This is a genomic window from Prosthecobacter fusiformis (assembly GCF_004364345.1).
GTDB lineage: Bacteria > Verrucomicrobiota > Verrucomicrobiia > Verrucomicrobiales > Verrucomicrobiaceae > Prosthecobacter > Prosthecobacter fusiformis.
Window position 1 is genome coordinate 28,645 of the sequence record NZ_SOCA01000019.1, and the last position, 5,495, is coordinate 34,139.

Genomic DNA, 5,495 nt, shown 5'->3' on the forward strand with positions numbered 1-5,495 from the left:
GTTTATATTATTAAGCGATGCATCATGAACTGACGGTGCGGCGGTGCCCGCATGGCCCTGCGGGGTGTTTGCCTGCGCGGTCAGGGGAGCAAGCGCGGTCTTGCCTGACGGGAGGGCGCGGTCATGGCGCAATTCATTGACAAATTTCAGATACTAACAAGACCCCTTCAGATATCTGAAGGGGTCAGAGCCAAAGCAAAGACCAGCCTAGACTGGATATACTTCCCCCGACCTTTAAACAAGCCTACAATCTATCAAGTATTTGGACCCAGTTCCGTAGTTCCACGGTCAGTAAAAGTGTCCAGGTTCCTCCTCTACAGATGGAACGTACATTTCTTCGATCTTGATATCATCGATAATAATACCCGCTGCATTGAGCATCTTCTCCATTTTTTCTGCAAAACCAATGAACCCACTGAAAATCTGGTGATGAGCCCATTCTGAATTGAGACGTTTCAGTATATTGTCAAAAAGTCTTTGTTGGAAAGGATCTTCTTGAATGATGACTTCTCGGGTCCAGTCCTGGCCATCAAAAATAAACATGCCATTTTCGTAAATGCGAACGCGGGCGAAAGCTTTGTCGGGTGAATTCATATGTTTATGGAAAGCGTAATGTGGTAATGACAAAATCAAAAAACTCAGGATCCGAGGTGAAAAACTCAATGGGGCTGGTGTGCAGCCGTTGAATACCTGTAGTGAGAATTTCCGTGGCGATGATTTCTCCTGTTGCGGCAGTGTAATAACGACCACTGTAGTGAGTACCGCCTCGTTTCCACCATTTGTCACGGACGCCCATGGCATTTGGTTTTTTGGCAAACCCATCCATTACGAATGCCATTGGTACGGGTGCCTCGCCTTCCGCACGACTCATTAGAAACGATGTGGATTTTTTCAAAATCTTGGGGAACTGGTCTTCGATGCCGTGGACAATCTCGTGCATGGTGTCGCTCAGGCTGGTTTTACCAGGTGTAATCTTAATGGCTTGTTGCACAGGATCATACTTTGCATTTGCGTCACCATGAGATGATTGCTGGACTGTGAGGCTTGGCATGAGATGCGAGCTAACATACTGAGCTGTCAAGTCGCCCGCCGCCGCCGCTTGAGACCCCAAATCCAAAACGAGCTTGTGCCTCCAATTCACCTGTCCCCGGTTGGCAGGTGGAATAGCTACCAACAAGCGCGTTTGAGCTGCTAATTCAAGCCTTCTCGCGACAAGTATTTCCAATTCCTTAATTATATTATTATTTCTAATCTCTAAATTCACTTTGGCTTGTAAGCTTATACTACTTTTGCCAATATCAGATTCAATTAGTCGTTGCTCCACTTCAAGCTTTCTGGAGTCGTTCATTAACTGTCTGGCTTCTGCCTGCATGGGCTGAAGCATTGAACGAAGTTCATTGAGATTTTGCGGCAGCCTGACATTAGCTGGAGGAGGGTTCTTGTTGGCGAGCAGGTTTTGGGTTAGGGTATCGAGGAGGGAAGGCCTTTGAGGAGTCAGGGACTCGTGAGCATGATCATTCGATTTTAACGAACTTTCTGACGCAGGCGCTGCCTCGAACGAACCTGACAACCTCCCCTTCGTGGCCTTTCCCAGCATGTCGTAAAGCTCCGGTTTCTTTAGCCCGGTCATGTAGGCGATGTCGCGCTCGGTGCGGGTTTTTTCTTGGCCCTGGATGATCACTTGGAAGGTGCCGTCGGGGTTGCGGGAGAGGACTTCGGCGTAGTCTCCGTGGCGGGCGCGGCCTTGCCAGATGGATGGGGGGCTGGGGGCGGTTCCGGCAGGTGGGCGTGGGCGAGCGAGGTGTTGCTGGGTGGCCTTTCCCAGCATGTCGTAGAGCTCCGGTTTCTTTAAACCGGTCATGTAGGCGATGTCGCGCTCGGTGCGGGTTTTTTCCTGGCCCTGGATGATCACTTGGAAGGTGCCATCGGGGTTGCGGGAGAGGACCTCGGCGTAGTCGCCGTGACGGGCGCGGCCTTGCCAGATGGGCGGGGTGTGGACGGTGGCGGTGTCAGGCCGCAGGGCTGGCTGAGCCTGGTTTTGATAGGAGGTGTCTGTGTTCTGCGGCGGCGGGGGATTGGCGTGCGCCGCCCCTTGGGTCGTTTGAGATGATGGATGGTTTATATTATTAAGCGATGCATCATGAACTGACGGTGCGGCGGTGCCCGCATGGCCCTGCGGGGTGTTTGCCTGCGCGGTCAGGGGAGCAAGCGTGGCTTTGCCTGATGGGAGGGCCAGGAGCTGGGTGAGCGGGTTTTCCTGGGCCGTGGGGCCTTGGCTGACGGGGCCTGGCTGGGCATGGCGGAGGTTTTGCGCGGGTGCCTGGACGAGGGCTCCTGGCGGGGGCTGCCCCTCTAGGATAGGAACCGAGGGCTGAGAGACGGCTGCAGGGGCTATCGGCTGCGAGGTGACGGTGCCAAGGTGGCTGGCAGATGGTGCGGGTGCGGCTATGGGTGCCTGAGGCGGGATTGCGGGCGGCGGCTGGATGATGTTTTGCGATGTCCTGGGCTGTGGTTCTGCGGCGGGGCCAGGCGGGGTGGGGGGCGGGACGGGGACGACGAGTGGTGCTGGGGTGGGTGTGGGCACTGTGATTGCTGGCAGGGCGGGTGTGCCCATGGCTGGCAATGAGGGCGGGGCGCTGGGGCTGCTGGCGGTGCTGGGTCCCGGCCCGCGGCTGCTGCCTTTGGTCAGGGCGCTCATTTCCACTACGGCGGTGAGGATCTCTGGCGTCTGGCGGATGACGCCTCCGATGATTTCATCCAGCTTGGCATTCGGGTTCAGGGCCAGGGCCTGGATCATCTCGTTGAAGAGGCTGTCGGCGGTTTCTTCCACCATTTCTTTGGCGGTGCCGGCGGTGGCGGTGGCGGTTTTTCCGGCGAGGTGTTTGAACTGCTGCTTCCAGAGGTCTGTGATGGCTTTTTTTACAGTGGGGTCTTTGAGCGAGCTGCCGAGATGGTCCATGCCCGTGAGGCCGACTTTATCCATGACGACGCCGAGGACGGCGGTGGCGGCCCCGGCGCTGAGGGCGGCTGGCAGGGTGGTCTTGAAGGCTTGCTCATGGGAGATGCCCTGGTCGCGCATCTGTGTGTACATGGAGGTGAAGGTCTGCCCGGCGGACTGGCTGCCGCTGATGGCGACGGTGCTGAGCCATTTGCTGAGTTGCAGCCCTTTTAGGGCGCTGCCGCCGAGGAGGCTGCTGCCGATCTGCGGGATGCCATCGGCGAGGATGGCGGTGGCTTTTAGCCCGATGGTATCCAGCCCGCCTTTGAGCCCGAGGCTGCTGGAGATGCTGTTGTTGCTGCGAGTCCAGCTGACGGCGGACTCCGCGAGGGTCTGGCTGATGTCTATGCCGGTGAGCTGGTGGGTGAGGCGGGACTGGGGGGTGTGCTGGAGGACCATGGAGGCGAGGCTGAGCACGGAGGCACCGACATGGCCGCCGACGGTGACGAGCCTGCGGGTGAAGGTATCCACGTATTTTTGCCAGGCGGGGCGCTGCTTCATTTCATCCATGTAGCGGATGGCCATGTCCGGGAGGTCCAGCTTGATGAAGCCTAAGGTGCCGCGGGTGTTTTGGTCCTGGCGGATTTTTTCTTCACGCCATTGGTTGAAGCTGGGGAGGCCGGGGATGTCCTGCTCGGCCACGAGGGTATCGACCATCTGGGCGGCCCACTGGCGCTGCACGGAGGGCTGCATTTCCAGGGCGATGCGCTTGGCCTCTGGGCTGGCGGAGGAGCGGTTGACGGCATTTTTATAGGCCTGTGCATCCCCATGGAGGCGGGGATGGACGATGAGGGCACCGTTGCTCATCATGCGGGTTTCCCGCTCATCGCTGCCGAACATGCCGGGGACGGTCTCGCCGTGCAGGTAGCTGCCCCAGTCCTGCAGGCTGGCATCGTCCAAAAGCACGCGTGCCTGCTCTGGGGTGATGTGCAAGGCGGTGGCCAGATTGGCCTGGGCAGCCAGCCTGAGTTCCCCCGCTTTGGCATTGAGGGAGGGGTCTTCCATGAGGCGGGACTGGATGCCCTGATGGGCGGAGTGGGCGGCCAGCATGCGCTGCTGAAGCCGCTGCAGGCTCTCTGCCTGGCGGGCTGCGGCGTCTTTTTGAAAGGCCTGTATTTTCTCCGGGGGGATGCCGTCTGGATATTCTTCCTGGAGCTTTTGAAGGGTGCGCTGCTGGTCTTGGTGCTGGGCTTCGAGCTCCTGTGTGGTGAGGCTGGCCCCGGCGATGCCCTGGAGGCCGATGGTTTGCATGCTATGGGTGCGGTGGGCCTCCTGCGCCTGCCCCAGCCGCTGCTGTGCCTGCCGAAGCGGGGCGATGCGGCGCTCCACGTCACGGGTGATGCGGCTATGATCCTCCTGATACTGGAGAAACCGGTCCTGCAGCCGGGAGACTTTTTCCTGCACGGCCTCGACTTCATCCATCATTTCTGGATGCCAGGCACCGGTGCCGGTTTCTGGCGGCACATGGCCATCCCGACGCAGGAGTGCGCGGTTGCGCCCCTGCATTTCCTCCAGGGTTTTAGACAGTGCCTGGTCTTCCTGCTTCAGGGTGGTGACCTGGTGCTCTAATGCGGCCTGCTGCTGCTGGATGAGGGTGGCCTGCTGGCGGACATAAGCGGGCAGATCGCGCTCTGGCATTTGCTGCACCTTTTTTTCATGAATGCTGGCCCAGGCTTTGGGCGAGGTGTCAAAAATGACCTGGTCGCGCTCAGTGTCGGCACGTTGCTTTTGCTGGGCAAGCTGGGTCTGGCTGGCGGCATCATGTTCTTTGGCGGCGGTGCGGGAGGCGTGCAGACGGTTAAAAAACTCGCGGTCGGTGCGGTGAATTTCATTCACATCCTGGGTATCCAGCGCACCGCCTAACTTTAGATTTTTCAGCCGTTCCAGGTCCTCCCCGCGACTGTAGTCGGGGAATGGATCACGCAGGGAGAATGGGTTGGCGCGGTTTCTGGCCTCCATGCGCTGCTCAATGATGCTGATGAGCCGCTGCCGAGCCTCTTGCTCGACCTCCTTCACCTGCCCGGCCAGCCGGTGCCGTGCCTCCTGTGCCAGAGGGGCTGGGGCGGATGGTGGTGGAGGGGGCTGGGTGAGTGAACCGTCAGGACCCGGGCGCATCACAAACTGGCCGGGGGGCGGAGATGGCCTAACTGGAGGTGTGGTGGGTTGTTGGAGAGATGGAGCGGTGGGTGGTGGGGGAGTCGGCTTGGGGGATGGTTGGGTGGGTTGTTGGAGAGTTGGAGCGCTAGGTTGCTGGGGTGGGGTTGGTTGAGGTGGGGTTGGTTGAGGTGGGGTTGGTTGGGGTGGAGTTGGTTGGGGTGGAGTTGGTTGGGGTGGAGTTGGTTGAGGTGGAGTTGGTTGGGGTGGAGTTGGTTGGGGTGGAGTTGGTTGAGGTGGAGTTGGTTGAGGTGGAGTTGGTTGGGGTGGAGTTGGTTGGGATGGAGTTGGTTGGGACGGAGTTGGTTGGGGTGAAGTTGGTTGGGGTGAAGTTGGTTGGGGT

3 protein-coding genes are annotated in these 5,495 nt (G+C 59.0%); 1 reads left to right on the forward strand and 2 read right to left on the reverse strand.

What is annotated here, in order from left to right; all coding sequences use genetic code 11:
• Positions 1-288: 288 nt before the first annotated feature.
• Together EI77_RS22625 and EI77_RS22630 are read right to left on the reverse strand one after the other, a co-directional pair.
• On the reverse strand, positions 289-594 hold the full coding sequence (locus tag EI77_RS22625) for a hypothetical protein (protein WP_133797593.1): 306 nt from the start codon (positions 592-594) through the stop codon (positions 289-291).
• Between the two features lie 4 nt (positions 595-598).
• Positions 599-5,113 carry a coiled-coil domain-containing protein gene (locus EI77_RS22630; RefSeq protein ID WP_133797594.1) on the reverse strand — a complete coding sequence of 1,505 codons (4,515 nt, stop codon included), beginning with the start codon at positions 5,111-5,113 and terminating at the stop codon, positions 599-601.
• A gap of 140 nt (positions 5,114-5,253) precedes the next feature.
• On the opposite strand from EI77_RS22630, the gene EI77_RS23655 reads away from it, so the two are divergent.
• The coding region (locus EI77_RS23655; RefSeq protein WP_208300457.1) for a hypothetical protein at positions 5,254-5,495 on the forward strand (242 nt) is incomplete at its 3' end.